This window comes from Halorubrum tibetense, from assembly GCF_042661865.1.
Classification (GTDB): domain Archaea; phylum Halobacteriota; class Halobacteria; order Halobacteriales; family Haloferacaceae; genus Halorubrum; species Halorubrum tibetense.
On record NZ_JBHSWW010000451.1, the window covers coordinates 1 to 1,287 of the forward strand.

Below are 1,287 nucleotides of genomic sequence, written 5' to 3' on the forward strand. Positions count from 1 at the left end.
CGGACCGACGTCTCCGCGCGGCAGGTCGCGAGCTGGCCCGAGGAGACGTACGGACGCGGCGGTCGGGCGAAACCGATCGCCCCCTACGAGGCGTGGATCGACGGACTGGTCGACGCGGGCGAACTGGTGCTCGTACCGTGTGCGGGCACCGCACCGGCCGCGCTCGCCGCGAAACGCGTGTTCGGCGACGACGCGCGGTACGTCTGTGTCGACGTCCAGGAGGCCGCCTACGAGGGGTTCCGCGAGCGGTACGACGCGGAGTTCGACGAGTAGCTGCCGGACCGATGACGGATGCCGCTGGGAACGGAACTAAGCGTGTGTGGCCCAACGGTTGGGCATGTACACGGTGTCCGTCTCGCGGGCCTGTATCGCACAGCACTACCTCACCGTGCCGGACCCGGGCCCGGAAGGGACCCTTCACTCACACCGGTTCGACGTGGAGGTGTCGTTCCGCGGCTCGACGCTGAACGAGTACGGCTACCTCGTCGATATCGACGCCGTCATCGACGCGCTCGAAACCGTCGTGGACGGGATCCGGGACCGAACCCTCAACGACATGCCCGCGTTCGAGGGCCTGAACCCCAGCGCGGAGCGGCTCGCGGAACACGTCGGGGACCGGCTTCTCGACCGCCTCGACCCCGAGACGGCGACCGAGCTCGCCGTTCGCGTCCGGGAGGACGATGTAGCTGAAGTCGTCCACGAGCGACCGATCTGATCGTGTCCCCAACACCATCGGCGAACGGGACGCCGACCTCCGACGGTGCAGGCTTCGCCGACGAGACCGTCGACGAACCGGGCCGCACCGGGGATACGGACCGCGACGACGACCGACCGGTCGCCGACGGCCGCCCGCTGGAGATGGCCCTCGTCGTCTACGGCGACCTCGACGCCACCTCCGGCGGGTTCCGATACGACCGCGAGGTGGTCTCTCGACTTCGGGCGCGCGGCGACACGGTCGAGGTCGTCTCCCTCCCGTGGCGGCGGTACGGTCGGGGGCTCGTCGACGCGGTCGACCCCCGGATCCGCGAGCGGCTGGACCGTGACGTCGATGTCCTCGTCGAGGACGGGCTCTGTCACCCGTCCGTCTGGCGGCACAACCGCCGGCTTTCGGGGCCGGACGCGGTCGTCGGGCTGGTCCACCACCTCCGTTCGGACGACCCGACGGAGCGGTACGCGTCCGTCATCCGCCCGTTCGAGCGACGGTTCGTCCGCTCGGTCGACGCGACCATCGCGACGAGCGGGTTCACCCGTGACCGGGTCGACCGGATCGCGCCGTCTCGGGCTCGG

At 70.5% G+C, this 1,287-nt stretch carries 1 protein-coding gene and 2 pseudogenes; all 3 read left to right on the forward strand.

What is annotated here, in order from left to right; translation table 11 throughout:
* Nucleotides 1–273, forward strand: a pseudogene (locus ACFQEU_RS16060) (hypothetical protein); the annotation flags it as partial.
* Nucleotides 274–337: 64 nt separating this feature from the next.
* On the forward strand, nt 338–715 hold the full coding sequence (locus tag ACFQEU_RS16065; protein ID WP_379783799.1) for a 6-pyruvoyl trahydropterin synthase family protein: 378 nt from the start codon (nt 338–340) through the stop codon (nt 713–715).
* A 2-nt stretch (nt 716–717) separates the two neighbouring features.
* A pseudogene (locus ACFQEU_RS16070) lies at nt 718–1,287 on the forward strand (hypothetical protein); the annotation flags it as partial.